The 18,271-nt window shown below is 57.9% G+C and carries 14 protein-coding genes; 7 read left to right on the top strand and 7 right to left on the bottom strand.

All coding sequences use genetic code 11. The features are described 5' to 3' along the window. Positions 1-325: 325 nt before the first annotated feature. Positions 326-955 carry an Npun_F0296 family exosortase-dependent surface protein gene (locus J2T57_RS21430; RefSeq protein ID WP_253485385.1) on the top strand — a complete coding sequence of 210 codons (630 nt, stop codon included), beginning with the start codon at positions 326-328 and terminating at the stop codon, positions 953-955. Between the two features lie 249 nt (positions 956-1,204). On the opposite strand, the gene J2T57_RS21425 is transcribed toward J2T57_RS21430, so the two are convergent. From J2T57_RS21425 to prsK, 6 genes are all read right to left on the bottom strand, one after another. After that, positions 1,205-1,765, bottom strand: coding sequence for a PEP-CTERM sorting domain-containing protein (locus J2T57_RS21425; RefSeq protein WP_253485383.1), 561 nt, complete (start codon positions 1,763-1,765; stop codon positions 1,205-1,207). A 215-nt stretch (positions 1,766-1,980) separates the two neighbouring features. After that, positions 1,981-2,694, bottom strand: coding sequence for a PEP-CTERM sorting domain-containing protein (locus J2T57_RS21420; protein ID WP_253485374.1), 714 nt, complete (start codon positions 2,692-2,694; stop codon positions 1,981-1,983). 280 nt (positions 2,695-2,974) lie between these two features. Further along, positions 2,975-3,730, bottom strand: a complete 756-nt coding sequence (locus J2T57_RS21415; protein ID WP_253485372.1) for a PEP-CTERM sorting domain-containing protein — start codon at positions 3,728-3,730, stop codon at positions 2,975-2,977. A 183-nt stretch (positions 3,731-3,913) separates the two neighbouring features. After that, positions 3,914-6,685 carry an XrtA/PEP-CTERM system TPR-repeat protein PrsT gene (gene prsT, locus J2T57_RS21410; RefSeq protein ID WP_253485370.1) on the bottom strand — a complete coding sequence of 924 codons (2,772 nt, stop codon included), beginning with the start codon at positions 6,683-6,685 and terminating at the stop codon, positions 3,914-3,916. A 64-nt stretch (positions 6,686-6,749) separates the two neighbouring features. Continuing rightward, on the bottom strand, positions 6,750-8,099 hold the full coding sequence (gene prsR / locus J2T57_RS21405) for a PEP-CTERM-box response regulator transcription factor (RefSeq protein ID WP_253485368.1): 1,350 nt from the start codon (positions 8,097-8,099) through the stop codon (positions 6,750-6,752). Between the two features lie 17 nt (positions 8,100-8,116). Further along, positions 8,117-10,234: an XrtA/PEP-CTERM system histidine kinase PrsK gene (gene prsK, locus J2T57_RS21400; protein WP_253485365.1), complete on the bottom strand. Its 2,118-nt coding sequence runs from the start codon at positions 10,232-10,234 to the stop codon at positions 8,117-8,119. A gap of 255 nt (positions 10,235-10,489) precedes the next feature. On the opposite strand from prsK, the gene J2T57_RS21395 reads away from it, so the two are divergent. The 6 genes from J2T57_RS21395 (at position 10,490) to J2T57_RS21370 (ending at position 16,944) form a co-directional block, all read left to right on the top strand. Then, positions 10,490-11,131, top strand: a complete 642-nt coding sequence (locus tag J2T57_RS21395; RefSeq protein WP_253485363.1) for an Npun_F0296 family exosortase-dependent surface protein — start codon at positions 10,490-10,492, stop codon at positions 11,129-11,131. Between the two features lie 214 nt (positions 11,132-11,345). After that, positions 11,346-12,500 carry a glycosyltransferase family 2 protein gene (locus tag J2T57_RS21390; RefSeq protein WP_253485361.1) on the top strand — a complete coding sequence of 385 codons (1,155 nt, stop codon included), beginning with the start codon at positions 11,346-11,348 and terminating at the stop codon, positions 12,498-12,500. Between the two features lie 72 nt (positions 12,501-12,572). Next, positions 12,573-13,358 carry a class I SAM-dependent methyltransferase gene (locus tag J2T57_RS21385; protein ID WP_253485359.1) on the top strand — a complete coding sequence of 262 codons (786 nt, stop codon included), beginning with the start codon at positions 12,573-12,575 and terminating at the stop codon, positions 13,356-13,358. Between the two features lie 32 nt (positions 13,359-13,390). Further along, positions 13,391-14,569: a glycosyltransferase gene (locus J2T57_RS21380; protein ID WP_253485358.1), complete on the top strand. Its 1,179-nt coding sequence runs from the start codon at positions 13,391-13,393 to the stop codon at positions 14,567-14,569. Further along, positions 14,566-15,906 (top strand): phenylacetate--CoA ligase family protein, encoded by a 1,341-nt coding sequence (locus J2T57_RS21375; protein WP_253485349.1) that lies wholly within the window; start codon positions 14,566-14,568, stop codon positions 15,904-15,906. Before J2T57_RS21380 ends, J2T57_RS21375 begins: the two co-directional genes overlap by 4 nt. A gap of 417 nt (positions 15,907-16,323) precedes the next feature. After that, complete coding sequence (locus tag J2T57_RS21370; protein WP_253485347.1) at positions 16,324-16,944, top strand: glycosyltransferase; 621 nt, start codon at positions 16,324-16,326, stop codon at positions 16,942-16,944. A gap of 127 nt (positions 16,945-17,071) precedes the next feature. Here J2T57_RS21370 and J2T57_RS21365 read toward each other — a convergent pair whose 3' ends face one another. Next, complete coding sequence (locus J2T57_RS21365; protein ID WP_253485338.1) at positions 17,072-17,956, bottom strand: polysaccharide lyase; 885 nt, start codon at positions 17,954-17,956, stop codon at positions 17,072-17,074. Between the last annotated feature and the right edge of the window lie 315 nt (positions 17,957-18,271).

Here is an 18,271-nt window from a genome sequence, read left to right as displayed (position 1 = left end):
GCCCCTTTCTGGGTCCCGTGGAAAAGCGGTCAAGCTTAGTGGCAACCGGCCAAAGTAGTTGTCGTTAACCGGCCAGAGCAATTGTCGTCGCATAGCCCGATCCAGCCCGCATCCCGTCACCACCGCCACTGTCGGTCGTTCTTACAACTCGCACCAACTAATGTCATGTGCTCTGTGGAGAAGCGCTCATGCCGCCTTGTGCAGCGTCTGGCACTACTCCTGCACCCTCACGCGTGCAATGTATGGAAAAGCTATGGAGCGTTTTATGCGACAGAAAAACAGATGGATCGGGTGGGCAGCGGGAACGGCGTCCGCCGCTCTGCTGATGTCTGGCACCGCGAATTCCGCGCTGGAGGTGCCGACAGCTGATGATCCCGAGTTGCTCGGTTTCGAGTGCATTTCAGCCGAATGCGTCGATTTGGCGTCCGGCGGCTATGACGTGAGCGGCGGTGGCGTGGCGGATCCGTCATTCGACTCAAGCAACGAATTCCTGACGCCTGGATCTGATAGCAGCGATCCGGATAACACCACGTCATTCAACATGACCAGTGAGCAGCTGTCTTCGTCGATAGAAGACGTTGACGGTGATCCCAGCACGGCGATCGATGTAACCGGGCTTGATGGTGTGTTCTCCTTCTACTGGGGCTCCGTCGACGAGTTCAACCTGATTCAGTTCTTCACCGGTGACAGATTGATCTCCGAATACGGTGGCAGTGATCTCACGGCCGCCGTCAACGAAGAGTACGGCGAGAACTTCTCAGCAACGAACGACAACTATGAATTCGACCAATATGTGTCGTTTTCGGGTGACTTCGATAGCGTTCAGCTGACCAGCGGCAACAACGCCTTCGAAGTTGCCACGGCTGCCGTCCCTGAGCCCGCCACCCTGGGCATGCTCGGTCTCGGTCTGCTTGGCATGGGCTTCGCGGCCCGCCGTCGCCGCTCCGAGCGATAAGAAGCACTCGTAGTAAGTAGCGTGATGATCAGAAACGGCAGCCCCAGGGCTGCCGTTTTTTTTGCGTATCTCGTGCGTGGGATCGGTGCGTTGAGGCCTCCAGCCTAATGGCGCCCACCATACACTCGATCGAGCACGGCCTACTGTAGGGTGTCGTTAGGCCGAAGGCCGTAACGCACCGACAAAAAAAGCCCCGCATCAGCGGGGCTCCATCGCTACCGACCAATTAAGCTCCCTAGGCGCGTCGACTCAAACGCTCCGGCGACGCGCAATGACGAGACCAAGCAGGCCCAGACCGAGCAGCGCTAGGATGCCAGGCTCAGGCACTGAGGCAGTAGAGCCCACTTCGAAGCGTACCCAGTCAAAGTCCCAATCCCGTTCGCCGCCGAGGGCGAGCCGTACGTCGACAAATTGCTCGGCGCCAAACGTTTGCTGAATGAAGCTCACGCCGTCTGCGCCCCGGTTGTCGACATTGACGCCGCTATGGATGGTGTCGCCAATTACAATCGGATGGGGGCTCGTGCCGGTTTGTACGCCGTCGATGCGGGTTTCGAAGAACGCTTGAGAATTCGTTTCATTGAAGAAATCGAGAGTGACGAAGCCAGGCCCACTGTCACTGAAGAGGACATAAGGCACCTCTTGCCCTTCACGGCCCGGAACTTCCTGATCGAAGTTTTGCTGGTTGGTGCTATTCGGCTCCCAGCCGAAGTCGTTGCCGATCGGATCCCCTGTGATCGGCGCGGCCGATACCGCAAAGGCCATCCCACCCAAGAGCCCTGCTAGGGCGACCGTCTGTGCGGTTGTCTTCATCGTAAATCCAAGTCGCATAAATCCCACCCTTTTGTTGCGTTCATAATGTCAGTGCATGAACATCAACGCAGGAATACTGCCAATGGCGTAAGTCACTGAGTTCAGGTGGGTCAGGCTGGAGATATCGAGTTTGGTGGATCAGGTTGTAAGGAACTTCGACAACACAAAAAAGGGGCACCGCGCAGGTGCCCCTAGAAGAATGCTGTAGGCAAGGTCTACTTGCTGCGGCGGCGCCGTGTGGCGGCTGCAAGACCAAGCAGGCCGAGTCCGAGCATGCCGAGTGTGGCGGGTTCCGGAACCTTTGTAGCCGCCTTCTCGTTGTAGAAGGTCAGGTGAGACAGGCCGGTGAGGTTACCGTTATTCGGGTTGGTCGGAGTAATCCACGACCCGCTGGTCACCACTTGGGCGGCATTCAGGCAGTCAAGGGTGAGCAGGCTCACGCCGCTACCGTCACAGAGGCCAGCTTCATCCTCACCAACTACCCAGAACAGGTTGAAGAAGTTGCCACCCTTGGCAGCCCAGAACCGAACGCCCGGGTCACCGTCACCAGGGGTGTAGTTCCAAGTCCCTTCAGAACCAGTTCCGAAGCTGAATTCCGAGCCATCGATATTGGGATACAGAGCTGAGTTTGTCTCCCATTCGTCCTCTTCGACGTCGTATTTGGCGATGACCGGTGAAATCTTCACGTCACCTTCATCGCCTGCGTTGAAGATCTGGCAACTTCGAAACCCTTGGCCGAAGAAACCAGAACAATCATTGCCGTCGATGGTGGCCGTGATGAGCACGCCGCCGAATGCTGCCGCTGGGAGCCCCAGGAGCCCCAAAGTGCCCAGCCCGATTGAGCCGAGCTTCCATCCTGTCCAGACCGACCGTTTACTGTTCATCTCATGCACCTCGCGCATACCAAGTTCCGCTTGGCACGGATCCATCTATTCGTACGGTTAAGTAAGCATGTCCCGTGCCACCTGCAATATGTATTATTTTTTTATAAAAATCAGGTGCTTGTGTTTTGGTGCATCGCGTGTGTCGGAGTGAGCTGTAAAGAATTCCGTCTATGGCTTGTGTCGAGGGAGGGGGGGCAAGGCTGGGTGACGGTGCGTTACGCGCTTTGCGCTAACACACCCTACGGGACCCGGGGACAAGAACGGGTTCATAAGAAAGAAACGGGGCCCTGAGGCCCCGTTTTTGATACTGCAAACTCGCTGAGGATCAAGTTAGGTCGGAAGACTTCCGACGGCGGCGTGCTGCTGCGGCCAGGCCGATCAGGCCAAGTCCCAGCATGCCCAGCGTTGCGGGTTCCGGCACGCGGCCGACGGTCACGTCGTCGATACCGAAGCCGTCATCCCGGTTGTTGGTTGCGATCTTGATGCTGCTGATGTCTGAGCTGGCAAAGAAGGTCAGGTAAAACACCTTGCCGTTGCCCATGGATCCCTCGAACAGATCCTTGATAAACAGGCTTGTGCTGGTGCCATCTGTCAACGTGAAGTCGAAGAGCCCACCGGCGTCATTCGGGTCGGTGATGAAGAAGCCGACAGAGTTCACGCCGCCAATCGGCTCGAACAACAATTCTCTGGAATCGTTGCTGTCCAGCCACTGGCTGCCCGGCTTATCGGTAGTGTTAAAGCGGCCGCCGTACTCACTGGAGGCATTATCCAGGATCAGCAGTCCACTGCAGCTATTGTACTGCTCGCAGATGCCACCTGAACCAGCCTGGACCTGCGTGAAGTCTCCGACCGAGGTGTTGATCGACGTCGGCAGATCAGTGTCGGCCGTCGTATTGACAGTGAAGCTCTCGAAGTCCTCGGTGATGTAACCCGGTGCGAGCCCGGCCTTGAAGGCTGCTTCGGCTTCTTTGGCCGCAGTCTCACCCTCACCGCTGATCGACCAGGTCAGAGTCGCACTTGCCTGTCCGGCAAACAGCAGCCCTGCCGTCAAAACACCTGCCGTGATTGCTTTATTCCACATGATGTCCTTCCTTTCCCTGTTTGGGCGTTGCCCACCTGTACGCACACTTGTGCATGCGAGACCTGTGCCAACAAGGAAACGTCCTATAAAACAGCCGCATGCGTAGTTCCACTTTGGTGCGCAAGCGGACAATGTAAGGAAGGCCGACGACCCGAATGGGGTCGTCGGCGGGTGTGACGGGGGTTAGAGCGTGTTCAGAATGGCGCGGGCTTCGTCGCTCCAGGCGGCGGTTTCTTCCAACTCCAGCGCGCGATTAAGGGCATCCCGGGCTGCGTCCGTCTGGCTGTCTTCCGCCAGCGCAACGCCGTGGTGATACTGGATTTCGGCGTTGTCCGGCGCTGCCGCGGCCGCACGCCCCAGCAGTTCGACGGCGTTGTCCACGTCGCCGGTCTGGAAGTAGATCCATCCCAGGGTATCCATGACTGCGGCGCTCTCCGGTGCCAGGCTGTACGCAGCGCGGGCGGTTTCCAGAGCCCGACCATCGCCAAGCTGCTGATAGAGCCAGGCCAGGTTGTTGAGCACCACGGCATTCTCGCGATCGGTCAGGTCCGCCAACACGCCATAGTGGCGCGCAGCGTCTTCATACTGCTCGCGCTCCAGATACCAGTTACCCAGCGAGAACCGCGCCTGTGGGTTGTCCGGGTTGCGGTCGATCCACTGCTCCAGCGGGTCGGCCGGGCGTTCCACACCCGCTTCTTCGCGGTTGGCGACCAGTGGGCCCAAGGCTTCGGTACGCCCCAGTTCCACGGCGCGGGCGTAGGCGGTAATGGCGGAATCCACGTCATCCAGTGCGGAGTGCGCGTGGCCCTCCAGCAAGGCGCCCTCGGCTTCTCCGCCTTCCACGCCCTGAAGCCCCCGGGCAGTCTGCAGGGCAGCGTCGGGATCACCCTGCTGCAACTGCAGGCGTGCCAGCGCCGAGCGGGCATCGAGTCGCCCGGGGTGGTCCCGCACCAGCCCTTCCAGCGTATTGCGAGCGGCAGCGTTATCACCAGCCATGCCCTGGGCACGGGCAAGCTGGAAGAGTAGATCAGGCTCTTCCGGCACAATCTGCTGGGCGGCTGTCAGGCTCTCCAGCGCGGCGTCTGGTTGTCCGGCCTCTAGCCTTGCCACACCCTGCAAGCCCAGGGCAACCGCGTTATCGGGTGCTGCGGCAACGGCGCGGTCGGCGGCCTCCATGGCGGCTTCCGGATTGCCGCGGCTCAATTGCAGCCGCGCCATGGCGAGCGCTGCCTGCAAATTGTTTGGTGCCAGGCGGTTGGCTTCGTTGAGCCACCGTTCGGCTTCGGAGTTCTCGCCGCCACGGCGGTGCAGGTCGGCCAGCTGCAACATGGCGGGCACGTTATCGGGCTGCCGCTCAAGCCCTTCTCGCAGGTAGCGAATGGCCTGCTGCCGGTCGCCACTGGCGGCGGCCACCAGCCCCAGGTTCATCAGCGGCTGAACGCTGTCCTGGTCCAGTCGCCGTGCCTCTTCGAAGGCGCTGCGGGCGGATTCGAGATCCTGCAGGTTAAGGTGCACGCCACCCAGCAGATTGTGGGCAGAGCTGTTGTCGGGGTAATCCTCAACCAGGCGTCTTGCTTCGCTCATGGCGCGATCGCTGTCACCGCCCTGAAGGGCTGCGATCACCAGATACTGCCGACGGGTGAAATCTTCCGATTCGTCATCGGATTCGATCTGCTCGAGCATGGCGCGCGCCGGGTCGGTGGCACCCTCGGTGACCAACGTCTGCGCAAGCCCAAGGCTTGCGCGCTGCACGCTGGGGTTGGTCTGCGCCATCTGGTTGAGGTCGGCAATGACGGCCTCGATATCGTCGCCGGCGGCACGGCTTAACAGCGACATGGCCTGCCGGTCGTCACCGGCGGCGCGAATGCCCTCGGCCAGCACGCGGTTGGCCTGTCGCTCTTCGTTATTCATGCGCAATGCCGCAACAAGCATGATGCGCGCCTGCACGTCGTTTGGCGTTGCCGAGATCACGCGTTGCAGCATGGTGATGGCCTGGGCGTATTGCTCCTGCTCCATGCGAACAGCGGCCATCAGCCGCTGACCAGGGATGCTGTCCGGTGCCGCCGACAGGGTGCGCTGCAGGTGCTCGTTGGCACGGTCCACGTCGCCATCCTGCAATGCGATCAGCCCAACGAGAAAGTTGGGGTAGGGGTGGCGCTGGGCCCGGCGGTGCATGCGCTCGGCCTGGCTGCGAGCATCGTCGATGCGCTCGGCAATAAGCAGCGTCTCGATGTACTGCCCGTGGGCGTTGAACTGCTCACCCCGCGATATCCCGAGCGGTGGCAGCTCAAGCAGCTGACTGTAAGCGGCAATGGCGTCGTCGAGTTGGCCACCACCACGGGCAACCTGCGCCTTGACCAGCAGGGCAGCAGAGGAGTTCGGTTCGACTTCCAGCGCCCGATCCGCATAACTGTTGGCGGCAGTGGCGTCGTTGGTGGTCTGTGCCAGGCGAGCCGCCGCAACCAGGGCGGGGAGTGAGCGCTCGTCCAGCGCAAGCGCCTGTTCAACCAGTGGTGCAGCCTCCGCAGGGTTCTCGGCCTGAATGTGTGCCTCGGCGTGAGCGGCCAGCAGTTCGGCCCGCAGGCTGTCATTGCCAGCGATATCGGGGTTGATGTCGCGCAGAACCTCTTCGTGCTTGCCCTGGCGCAGCAGCGCTGTCGCCAGCAGGGGCTGCACACGATCCGAGGCAATGCCCAGCCGGGCGGCGCGGCGCAGCGCATCCTCGGCACCTGCATAGTCACCAGCCAGCACGCCCACCTCGCCAAGGCCGAAGCGCGCCTCGGCATGGTCGGCGTCTTCTTGCAGCACCGCGCGGTAATCGGCAATGGCCGACTCGTAGCGTCCCTCGGCCTGCAGGCCCTGGGCACGCTCCATCAGGTCGTCGATGCTGTCGCCACAGCCCGCCAGCAGCAGTGCCAGCAGGCCCACGGTCAATGTCTGAATCCACCCCTTCATGATGCTCTCCACTCCCTCTCGCGTCGGCGGGTTTGTTGTGATCCGCCAAGAGCGCACTGTTACCTCACGAACCGGATAGCCCGTGCTTTTTCATCAGGTCATACAAAGTCGGGCGTGAAACCCCCAGGAGTTCCGCCGCCTTCGAGATGTTGCCGTCGGCATGGCTCATGGCCGCATCCACGGCGCGCCGCTCGGCCTCGTCCCGCACCTGGCGCAGGTTCAACGTGGGCAACCCGGTGTCTTCCACATCCAGCCCGATATCGTCGACATCCAGCAGCTTTTCGTCGGCAATGATCACGGCGCGGTTGATCACGTTTTCCATCTGTCGAACATTGCCCGGCCAAGTGTGCGCGGCAATCGCGGCCAGCGCCTTGTCGGTAAAGCCCCGCACCTGGCTGCCGTGGCGCTCCGCCGCCTTGGCGAGAAAGAACCGCGCCAGCAACACCGCATCGCCATCGCGATCGCGCAGCGGCGGGATCTCAACGGCGACTTCGCTCACACGGTAATAAAGGTCTTCACGAAAGCCGTTGTCCCGGATCAAGTCGGTGAGGTTCTGGTGGGTGGCGCAGATCACCCGGGCATCAACGGCAATTTCCTTGCGCCCACCCACGCGCTCCATCACCCGCTCCTGCAGAAAGCGCAGCATTTTGCTCTGCAAGGGCATGGGCATATCGCCGATCTCATCGAGAAACAGCGTGCCGCCGTCGGCCAGCTCCACCTTGCCCACCGTCTGCTTGTGGGCCCCGGTAAACGCACCCCGCTCGTAACCGAAGAGTTCGCTCTCAAGCAGGTTTTCGGGAATGGCGGCGCAGTTGATGGCGACGAACTTGCCATTGGCGCGGTCACTTAACCGATGCAACGCCTGCGCAAGTACCTCCTTACCGGTACCGGTTTCCCCCAGCAACAGCACGGTGGCGTTGGTGGGCGCCACCTTGCCGATCAGCCGGGTGACTTTCAGCATGCGCTGGCTGCCGGTGATCAGGCCGTCCATGGGCGATTGCTGGGCGCGATTCAACTCCCGGTTCTGCCGCTCCAGGTGCGCCACATGAAACGCGCGGGACACGATGAGGTTGAGAACGTCGGTATCCACCGGCTTCTGGTAGAAGTCGTAGGCGCCGAGCCCCACGGCCTTCACGGCGCTGGTCTCGTCGCCATTACCCGTGACCACGATCACCTTGGTGCCGGGTGCGGCGGAGAGGATCTCGCTCAGGGTCGCCATGCCCTCGTCGATGCCATCCGGGTCGGGCGGCAGGCCGAGGTCCTGTAGCACCACCATGGGCTCGTGGCGGCGCACCTGGGCCAGGGCGCTTTCACGGTCTTCCGCGGTGATCACTTCGTAGTTTTCAAAACACCATTTGAGCTGCTTTTGCAGCCCTGGGTCGTCTTCCACAATGAGAAGCTTCTCGGCGCTCACTCCCGATGCTCCCTGTTCTAATCGTTATGTCTAGTGCCGGTGCGCGGCGCGCCATGCGCCATTGCACCCTGCCCATCAAGCAATTCTGCGGGCAGTGTCATGCGAAACTGCGTCCCCCCACCGGGAACACTAGTGACATTAACGCGCCCGCCTGCGCGATGCACGAATTCTCGGGCCTGGTGGGCACCGATGCCCATACCCTTGCTGCTCTTGGTGGTATGAAAGGGGCGAAACAGCTCATCGCGGATAAACTCCGCCGTCATGCCGCTGCCCGTGTCCGCCACGGTGATCTCTACCTGGTTGCCTCCAGCAAGCGCCTGCACCGACACACTGCCATCCTCCGGTGTGGCGTCCTGGGCGTTGCGGATCAGGTGTAGCAGCACCATGGCGAACTCCTCGCGGTCTGCCTCCACCATCATCCCGGAGGCCTGCAGATCGATTTCCGGCACCGGCGCGCGATCGGCGCAGCGCCTGGTGGTCTCTGTAATGAGTTGATGGATATCCACGCGCTCGATCAGACCGCTGCGCTGCCTGCGCTGCAGGTGCTCCAGCAAGCGCTCCATACGCCGCACGGAGTTACCGATGGTTTCCAGGGCATCGTCGATGAACTCCGGGTTGTGCTTGTGCTTCTCGGCGTTCTTCACAATCAGCGACTGCTGCGCAATCAGGTTCTTCAGGTCGTGCATGAGAAACGCCGTCAGCTGGTTGAAGGCCTCGAACTGCCGGGCCTGCGACAGCGCCATGGCATCGTCGTGCTGCCCCAGGTAGCTTGCCACCTGCCGCCCCAGCACCTTCATGAGGTCCCGGTCTTCCCAAGTGATCTCGGCGTTCACATCCGGCCGACACAGCACCATGAAACCTGTCAGGCGCTCCTGCTGCATCAGCGGCACGATGGCCCAGGCCCGCTCCATCCCGCCAATCAGGGCAGGCATCTGCATGTCGCCATAGACACCGGGTTCGGCGCGATATTCGGCCATGTCGATCACCCATTGCCGTTCGCGCAAAAAGGCCACCAGGGCAGCGTCTTCCGGCACCGTTGCGTCGGCCGGCACGTCGAGCCGCCAGCCGCCCATGGGGGCAAAGCCCGTGTCGTCGCGGCGCAGCCACACGGCCCCGGCCGGGCTGTTAAGAATGTCGGCAACCACGTGAACGGCCCGTTCGTAGGCCGTCTCGTCGCCGCCGGTCTCGCTCAGGCGGTGGGCGAGCCGCAGCCATTCCTCGCGATAGTCATACTTGTTGCTAAAGAAGTGCTTGCTGAGAAAAACCCGGAGTTTGGCCCGCGCATCCCCCGAGGTAATCACCACCACCAGCCCCACGGCAGCCGCAGAGACCATGAGAATCTGCGCGAAGGCGCCCCAGCTGCCGCCGAAATCGCGAATGTAGTAGCCGCCAAGGGAAATGAGAATCAGATACCCGCCGGCGCCCACGATGGTTGCGGTGTGAAAGGCCACATGGCGGGACACGAATACCGGCAGAGCCCAACTCTGATTGCGGCGGGCGGCAACGGCGATCAACGGCACGGCCAGCGCCTGCACTGCCCCGCGGGACTGCCAGGCCAGTGCATCCAGTTGCCTGAAGAGCAGGGCGTCGGAATACAGATAGAGATCAAAGCCGAAGATCAGCGCCACGCCCAGGCAGAGAAACTTCATGGCCCAGCGCCGGTCGCTGGGCAGGTTGCGGTAAAGCTGCTCCAGGAGGATGACGCCCAGCAAGGCCAGGGCGAGCCCGATCATAATGAAGCCGCCGTGAACCCCGGCAATTAGCGGCGCCAATTCTGCGCCCCCCAACAGGCGCATGCCCGGGATGGCCAGCAAGGCCGCTACCGGCGCCAACACGGCCAGTATCGACAGCACCCGAATCAGCAGATTGCCCCGGCGCATGGGCGCGAGCAGCCAGGCAATGAAACCCAACCACAACGCGGTACGGGTGAGTTCCAGGGTTTCCACCGCAACAGCAGGCACCATGCCCGTCCATGAGGCGGCGGCAAGCAGCGCAGCCCACAGGGCAGTGGCAGCGCACGCAGCCCCCAGCAGGGCCCCATGGGACCCCCCGCGCCAACTCACCAGCAGCAACAGCGCGAGAAAGCCGAAGGCGAGCGCGCAAAGCCCGTAACTGACAACGCCGATGGCCGCCATGCCCACTCCAGAAAGCCAGATGGCAGCAGATTACACCGCAACCCAGGGCAATGACATGGGAGTGTCGGCAAACCTGACATGTACGCTTGCGCACATAGGCATCGACAACGCTGCAATTGGCTGCATCCCTTATGCGATAAGGGAATTCCAAAAACTGGCACACATACTGCTTAGTAGTCTGCCCAAGACGCATCGGTGGGATGCGGCGGGTCGGCCCACACGGTCGATCGGGGAATAAAAAACGGGACACAAACCATGAAAATCAAAACGCTCTTTCCAGCAGTCGCCGCAGGCCTGATGCTCGCGCTTCCCAGTGTCAGCGGTGCCAGCATTTCCTGGACAATTAGTGGGGGCACGACCACTTCAGAAGCCAACGCGGAAACCATCGTGTTTGACGGTAGCACTTGCCCGGCTGGCTATGCGTCTTGCGTGGGCGATTACGCCTTCCTGCAGGACAGCATCAATAATGTCTCGGCGAAGCCCGCAGGTCTGGATGCCGACGATTGGTTCCTGACGGTGCCGATTGACAACAGCAGCGGCACTGCCACCTTTGGGCTTGGTTACCAGAGTAACTATTTCGGAATGTTCTGGGGTTCAGTCGACGATTACAACACCATTAGCTTCCTGAGCGGTGGCGACGAGGTGGGCTCCTTCACCGGCGATCAGATCACGAATCCTGATGCCGCTGACGGTAACCAGACTGCGCCTGGCACTAACTTCTATATCAACTTCTTCTTTGGTGGCGGCGTGACCTTCGACACCATCGTGTTCGATAGCACGCAGTACGCTTTTGAGTCCGCGAACCACGCAGTTGCCCGCGTGCCCGAGCCGGCCACCCTCGGCCTGCTGGGCCTTGGCCTTGCCGGACTGGGCTTCGCCGCCCGCCGCCGCAAGTAGGCTAACGTAGGGTGTGTTAGCGCAAAGCGCGTAACGCACCGAAACAAAAAACGGCGCTCAACAAGAGCGCCGTTTTCATTTCCCTAAGACTATTCGTCCCCCAACTCCCCTATACCCCCCATCAATGCTAAATTACCAACACACGCTCCAATCTGGGGCAGGGTGGACAAACAACGACCGGCCAAGCCGGCACGGCTGAACAGGACGTCTCGCGGTGTTCGAATTTCTCTTCTGGGTCTGCGCCATCACAGTGGCCTACGTGTACGTGGGCTACCCGCTGCTGGCAGCATTCATTGCGCTGCGCCCCAAACCCGTGAACAAGCGCACTGACCACCAGCCCCGGGTGAGCATCCTCATCCCCGCCCACAACGAGGCGGAGGTCATCGAGGCCACCCTGCGCAACAAACTCGCGCTTAACTACCCCAAGGACAAACTCGAGATCCGTGTGGTGTCGGACGCCTCCGACGACGGCACCGACGACATCATCCAAAGGCTGGCCGCCGAGAGCGCCATACCCATCCACCTGCACCGTCAGGAACCCCGGCAGGGCAAGACCGCCGGCATCAACACCCTGGTGGAACAGGCCAATGGCGAGATCCTGGCCTTTGCCGACGCCAACTCCCACTGGGCGCCGGATGCCCTCGCCGAACTCGCGGCGAACTTCGCCGACGCCAGCGTGGGCTACGTGACCGGCAAAATGGTGTACACCCAGGAAGACGGCACGCTGGTGGGCGACGGCTGCAGCGCCTACATGCGCTTTGAAAACTGGTTGCGCGAAAAGGAAACCGCAATCGGCTCCATCGTGGGGGTGGACGGCGGCATCGACGCCATGCGAAAGAGCATCTACCAACCCCTGCGCCCCGACCAGTTGCCCGACTTCGTCCAACCCATGGGAGTAGTGGAGCAGGGCTACCGCGTGGTCTACGAGCCCAAGGCCCTGCTAAAGGAGCCCGCCCTTGCCGACGCCGACAGCGAGTTCGCCATGCGCGTACGCGTGACCCTGCGCGCCCTCTGGGCACTGAGGGACATGGCGCACTTGATGAATCCCATGAACCACGGCCGGTACGCCATCCAGCTTGTCTCCCACAAACTGTTACGCTACTTGGCCTTTATCCCGCTGGTCATCCTCGTATTCGTCAGCATCGTGCTGCTGAACGATGGCGTGATTTACGCATTGGCCGCCATCGGACAGCTCGCCTTCTACACATGCGCCGCCCTAGGCCATTACGAACCTGAACGCACTGATAATGCATCGGCATGGATAACCGTGCCCTACTACTTCGTGCTGCTTAACCTTGCCTGCGCCAAGGCTGCGATTGCCTACTGGCGCGGCGACAGGATGGTCACATGGACGCCACGGAAGGGTTGAAGTCGCGTCGCAGACCAAAGGCCGTTGCATGGCCGCGATGGCAAGCGTCACGGCGACGTACGAGAGGTGGATATGCTATCCGAGAAGCTGCTTGAATTGTTCTGTCTGCATCCTAATAAGGTCGCGAAGCAAGACCACAATATCGAGACAACCGACTTAAAGCTGGCCGGAAATGAGTTGTCTCTGCTGAAAAAAGAATCTCCGAATTTAATTGATGCCTTGCGCGGCATGAGGGTGGTCGATTTCGGTTGTGGGCATGGCGCTCAGTCTGTTGCCTTGAGGGTGGACGCAGATGCATATGTGCTCGGACTTGATACCAACGAAAAAGCAATTGCCCTCGCCAACAAACTAAAAGACAAAGTGGTGGGCTCCGATAGCAAGTTGGTTTTCTCCGCCAAGGTTGAAAAGGAGTTTCTTTCCAGCTTTGATGTCGTGATATCCCAGAACGCTATGGAACACTACCCAGATCCATTGGGAGCGTTGAGGTCAATGCGAGAGCTGCTCCGGCCTGGCGGAAAGGCTTTCATAACTTTCGGTCCACCTTGGTTTGCTCCATATGGCAGTCATATGCATTACTTCTGTAAGCTTCCGTGGGTAAATGTTCTTTTTCCAGAAAAAACTGTGATGAATGTGAGAAAGAATTATCGGTCAGATGGAGCAATGAAGTACGAAGACGTTGAGTCTGGTTTGAATAAAATGTCAGTAGAAAAATTTAAAAAAATAGTTCGAGAGTCAGGCTTTTTGGAGGAGTGCACGGTGCTGCGACGGGTGAAGGGTATAGACGCTTTCGGAAAGTTGCCTCTTTTTAAGGAGATGCTAGTTAATGGAGTTACTTCGACTTTGACGAACCCTGGATGAGCTCGGTGTGCCTAAGTCATGAGTTAAAAAAGATGAAGGTGCTGCACTTAATCGATAGTGGAGGCCTGTACGGAGCGGAGCATATGCTCCTTACGCTTGCTCAGGAACAAGTCAAGCAAGGATTGAAACCGACGATCCTTAGTGCAGGGGAGCCGAGCGAGACCGAAAAAGCCATCGAAATCGAAGCGCGCCGAATAGGGTTGAATGTGATAGTTGCGCGTATGCGGCCTGGCTTAAACGTAGGGGAGGCAAAACGCATCTTGAGTTGGGCGCGCAGCGAGGGGTTCGACCTGCTTCATTCTCATGGCTACAAATTCAACATCCTTCTCGGTGTGCTGCCGAAGAGACTCCGAGGAACCATGCCCCTCGCTACCACGCTACACGGCTACGTGAATGCGTATTTTGGTTCACGAATGTCCCTCTATGAAATCCTAGATCGTCAGATACTCAGGAGGTTGGATGGCATTGTTGTAGTGAACGAGCGCATGCGCGAGCGCCTTCCCAAGGAGGTTGTCCGATCTTCCACGTGTGTTCATATTCCGAATGGAATCGCATCCGAGCTGCCAGAAGTAGGCGTTCTCCCAAGTGATATTCGGGATTTCACTCAACGTCACCGTATTGTTTTTACTGCGATTGGACGTTTGTCCCAAGAAAAAGGCCTTGATCAGCTAATTCGTGTTGCCGCCGTCCGGCGTAATGAGTTGGAAAGTATCGGTTTTGTGATCATCGGAGAGGGCCCCTCACGTCTGAGTCTAGAAGAGCTTACCGAACAACTCGGCTTGAAAGAAAACTTCCACTTTCCCGGGTATCTTCCGAACGCGGGCCAGTTGCTACCCCATTTTCATGCGCTTGTAATGCCGTCGCATACGGAAGGGCTTCCCATCACCATCTTGGAGGCGCTACGGGCTGGCGTGCCAATGATCGCGTCTGCGGTTGGAGGAATACCGGCGGTGCTTGATCATGTTCCTTCCGCTAGCTTGATTCGGCCTGGCAACTTGCACGACCTTGGACGCGAGCTCGTCAACATGGCATCTAGAAGGCCTGGTGCGATTGACGTTGAAACGGGGAAGGCCCTTTTTCATCAGCACTACACGTCTCGCATCATGGCTGATCGCTATTGCCGCCTATACGACTGCATGCTGTCCTCCAAAAAAGGTAAAGTGCGCTCCGCGAATGAACCAGTAAACTCGATCCAGGGTCGGTCCGAATGACATTCTATCACTGGTTGTACGACATCGCGGCCCAGGCACAGCGGACGCCTTTTCGAGCGGAGTTGGCCGCCGCGCTTCAACGGCAGTATTGGGACAGAGATCAACTCATATGCTGGCAGCTAGATAAGCTCAACCGGCTGCTTGATCATGCCCGTCGAACTACATCGAATTATGCATCACTACCAGCAAGTCCGCTGACTTCCCTGGCCGATCTGCCCAGTCTTCCTCTCTTGTCAAAAGATGTCTTGCGGACCAAGGCTGCAAGTCTGACATCGCCATTCGCTGCGCGTGCGGCCGTACGCAAAACCACTGGTGGCTCTACCGGTGCGCCCGTAACCCTGCGCAAATCTCGTGATGGTATCGCAGTTGAACTCGCCACTGCTTGGCGTGGCATGAGTTGGGTTGGCGTCCACCCTGGCGATAGACAAGCAAGGTTCTGGGGCGTCCCACATTCAACCTTCGGTCGTCTCCGAGCCAAGGTGACGGATTCCCTTACAAACCGTGTGCGGTGTTCCGCCTTTGCCTTTACGGACGCCGATCTGGGCGCCTACTATCGTGCGCTAAAAAAAACGCGACCAACTTACTGTTACGGTTATCCGTCGATGCTCAGAGAGTTTTCGAGCTTCATCGAGAGAAATGGTCTCGCTCCTATCTCCTCGGTCCGAGCTGTGGTGACCACCGCGGAACCATTAAGAGATCGTGACAGAAGTGTGATTGAGCGAGTGCTTCATGCCAAAGTCGCTAATGAATACGGTTGTGGTGAGGTAGGTACCATCGCGCATGAGTGCGAGCACGGGGAGTTACACATCAATGCGGACGCTTTAATTGTCGAGCTATTGTCCTCCAATGGGGTGCCGGCGTCGCCTGGTGAGCAAGGCCAGATCGTCGTGACTGACCTGAACAACTTCGCAACACCTTTAATTCGTTATGAGCTCCAGGATTACGGAATGTTGAGCGATCATGTTTGTGGTTGTGGTCGCACCCTGCCGGTCCTTAGGAATGTCACTGGGCGAGAGTACGATATGTTACTCGGCCGAGACGGTCGTAAGTTCCACGGAGAGTTTTTTCTGTACCTCTTTGAGGATATGAAAAAGTCCGGCCTATCCGTTGACGCATTTCGCTTAACTCAGATGTCAATGGAAGACTTTGACTTGGAGCTGGTGGTGAAGTCTGAAGCAGATGCCAGGCACGTATACCATCGGTTTGTCGATGAGCTGAAGCAGAAGATCGGAAATGACGTGAACGTTACCTTGTTTCGGCGTCACATCATCGAGCGAGAGAGGTCCGGAAAGCTGCGAGTCATTAGACGGGAAAAGGGATTCGGGGAAGAAGACTAAGTGATGAACTTTTCGAAAAATCGCTTCACCGAGGTTGACGTACCAGTCTGGATAACCTGGGAGGACCATCGTCGCTCAAGAGAGCTTTCGGCCGCGTTCGAAGCTGAGTATGTTTGTTTTAGTCTCAAGGGCCCTAGGTTTTTGAGGTATGTTGTTCTTGGCGCGAAGACAGTCGTTTTTGTTATGCGAAAACGAAGGAGATTGGTTTTCTGCCAAAATCCTTCTATCGCGCTCGCAACGATACTTTGTCTTTTTAAGCCTATCCTTGGTTATCGTTTAGTAGTCGATCGACACTCAAACTTCAAGTTCCATACTCGAGCGTCTAAGTCGATAAAGTGGAAGTCATTCCATTTTCTCAGTAAATGGACAGTCAAGAAAGCGGATGCCACCATCGTGACGAACCCGGGGCTATGCTCCGTGGTTGAAGAGTGGGGAGGCAACGGCGTCGTTCTTCAAGATAAGCTTCCTAAACTTGTTCCATCAACCCCGCCGCGTAGACCGGGCTTTATGGAAGAGAAGAACGGTCCGTCTGTGATGTGTGTAACCACATACTCTGATGACGAACCAATTGATGAGTTGATTGAGGCCTTGAGGTCCATCGAAGGCGTCACATCCTACTTGACGGGAAATTATTCTAAGACGCGCTACGCTAATGAATTGGCTTCATTCAAAGAAGATGGTGTCGTACTGACTGGTTACATAAGCGAGATAGATTATGTCGACCTGATGGCCTCTGTTGACGTGGTTGTGGTTCTCACGATACATGAAGATTTATTAACGTGTGGTGCCTACGAGGCAATTTCTTTAGAAAAACCGTTGGTGTTGTCAGATACTCATGCACTGAGATCTTACTTTAGAGGCGCGGCCACATATGTGAAGCCAACTGCAAGTTCTATTGGTGAGGGAATAACGGAGTTGCTCGAAAAGAAGAAAATTGAATCAGATGGCAGTATCGATTGGAAGAGAGAGATAAATGATACTTGGTTGATTTTTTTCCATAAGGCCTGTTTTCGACTCGAAGAGACCCGGTGTAAGTGATGTGTCACCAGTTATTGGAATATCTCGTTTCCATTGCTTTTCTAAAAAAATATTGGGCGGGCCAGTCTAGTGAGCACAGGCCCGCGCAGGACGGTCAAACAATGTGGCTGTATTCTTTGCTCTGAATTTAGTTGATTTTTGGGGGCGTCGGGCAACGTGAGCACAGGGGCACGCCTTCTCTGTTGACATTGCCGTCATGGTCCACAACATACAAGTACATTCTTTCGGTATTATCGAAATTTCCGAAGGCGAGTTGTGCTTGAATTTCGTTTTCCTTCCACTGGGTGGGTATCTGAACCGCTCTGCTTTGGCAATCAGTCCAAAGTGCGGCGTCACATATTTCGACGCGGGCTAGCGTGTTGTCAATATAAATATTGGACAGTTGAACAATTTCATCTCTAAAATCAGCGTCACCACTTGCGTCCCAGCCGAGAAGTCGAGGTTGTAATCCTCTTGTGGTTGTAACAGAGAAGTTTGTAATATCGTGAATCTTTCGACCGTCGAACCAAGCTTTAATCTGGCCTGCGTCTACATCTATGAATAATTCCATGCGATGCCACTGGTTTGGAGTTGTGCTTACGGATCCCCAGCTTGACGAGCCTCCTTGATACGTTAAGTGCATTTGTGTCCAAGAAATGCGGATTTCTTCTTCGCTTCCACCAATCGTATCCCACACGCGGATAAATTTGTGAGAACCGGACTGTGAGTTTGAGACGAAGCTCAAATTCAGGTCCCAGCTCATGTACATCCTACGCATCGTACCGTCCGATGGGTCTGGAACAGCACGCGGTGTTGATAAAATAGCATCGTGGTAGTTGTTCCATCGGTTCGGCCCGATTTGCGCCCTATAGTTCCGAATCAGGCCGTCGATGTCACTAAGTTTGAAGAAATCATTTGAATTCCCCCTCCATGGGTGATCTGACGTGGTTGGGACTGTGTCTCCCGCAGACAGTCCCTGATAAGGCGAAGAGGGCGTCCCTTCTGTCCACAGCGTATGTACTTGGTCAAACATGATTGGGGACGCTTCCGGCTTCTGACCGAAGCCGGTGCCCGTAATAACGATAGCCTGCCCGGGTTGGGTGCCGCCGGTAACGCTTTGTATAGTCGGCCCAGCATTCGTTGCAGAGACCGGTAGGAACAATGCAAGGATGGCGGCAGATAAGATGGATCGGGATATGATCGTACAGCTTGTATGTGACATCGGTTGTCTCCAGGCCTTGCTTGTGAAGGCGCATACGCGGAGGGTGGCATACATAGTATGTTTGAGTGGAACCGTATGCCTACGATATCTAGTTGGACGAGCCTTTGCGGTAAACCAGTTCTCAAA

Origin of the sequence: Natronocella acetinitrilica (assembly GCF_024170285.1) — a bacterium.
GTDB classification, from domain to species: Bacteria; Pseudomonadota; Gammaproteobacteria; order Nitrococcales; family Aquisalimonadaceae; genus Natronocella; species Natronocella acetinitrilica.
The sequence above is the reverse complement of the archived record's forward strand: the minus strand, read 5'-3'. Positions and strand labels throughout refer to the sequence as shown.

What these genes read in the sequence shown, in the direction of transcription:
- J2T57_RS21430 (WP_253485385.1), top strand. Translation starts at nt 326, where the DNA reads ATGTCTGGCACCGCGAATTCCGCGCTGGAGGTGCCGACAGCTGATGAT.
- J2T57_RS21425 (WP_253485383.1), bottom strand. Translation starts at nt 1,765, where the DNA reads ATGAAGACAACCGCACAGACGGTCGCCCTAGCAGGGCTCTTGGGTGGG.
- J2T57_RS21420 (WP_253485374.1), bottom strand. Translation starts at nt 2,694, where the DNA reads ATGGATCCGTGCCAAGCGGAACTTGGTATGCGCGAGGTGCATGAGATG.
- J2T57_RS21415 (WP_253485372.1), bottom strand. Translation starts at nt 3,730, where the DNA reads ATGTGGAATAAAGCAATCACGGCAGGTGTTTTGACGGCAGGGCTGCTG.
- prsT (WP_253485370.1), bottom strand. Translation starts at nt 6,685, where the DNA reads ATGAAGGGGTGGATTCAGACATTGACCGTGGGCCTGCTGGCACTGCTG.
- prsK (WP_253485365.1), bottom strand. Translation starts at nt 10,234, where the DNA reads ATGGCGGCCATCGGCGTTGTCAGTTACGGGCTTTGCGCGCTCGCCTTC.
- J2T57_RS21395 (WP_253485363.1), top strand. Translation starts at nt 10,490, where the DNA reads ATGAAAATCAAAACGCTCTTTCCAGCAGTCGCCGCAGGCCTGATGCTC.
- J2T57_RS21385 (WP_253485359.1), top strand. Translation starts at nt 12,573, where the DNA reads ATGCTATCCGAGAAGCTGCTTGAATTGTTCTGTCTGCATCCTAATAAG.
- J2T57_RS21380 (WP_253485358.1), top strand. Translation starts at nt 13,391, where the DNA reads ATGAAGGTGCTGCACTTAATCGATAGTGGAGGCCTGTACGGAGCGGAG.
- J2T57_RS21375 (WP_253485349.1), top strand. Translation starts at nt 14,566, where the DNA reads ATGACATTCTATCACTGGTTGTACGACATCGCGGCCCAGGCACAGCGG.
- J2T57_RS21365 (WP_253485338.1), bottom strand. Translation starts at nt 17,956, where the DNA reads ATGTTTGACCAAGTACATACGCTGTGGACAGAAGGGACGCCCTCTTCG.